The organism is Pseudomonas sp. SDO5522_S412 (assembly GCF_054071215.1).
Window position 1 is genome coordinate 1 of sequence record NZ_JBSVWQ010000476.1, and the last position, 221, is coordinate 221.

1 protein-coding gene is annotated in these 221 nt (G+C 60.6%); it reads left to right on the plus strand.

Annotated elements, in window-relative coordinates; translation table 11 throughout:
• Positions 1–221: hypothetical protein (locus tag ACW9I6_RS32505; RefSeq protein ID WP_457340254.1), on the plus strand; the 221-nt coding region annotated here is incomplete at both ends.

Sequence of the window (221 nt, forward strand, 5' to 3'; positions counted from 1 at the left end):
GACGCCGTGACCGAACGTCTGTTTACGGCGGCGAAGACTACGGCACAGGCCTTCCACGCGCAGGCGGTGCTCTGGCAGATCACCCGCAACCTCGGTTGGCAGTCCTACGAATGCACCAAGACCGCTGCCGACCTGTGTGAAGTAATGCGAACCGACAAGGCCCAGATGGCTCGCGCCTTGGACCTTTTGGAGCAGGTGGGAGCTATTAGACGAATGAAGCG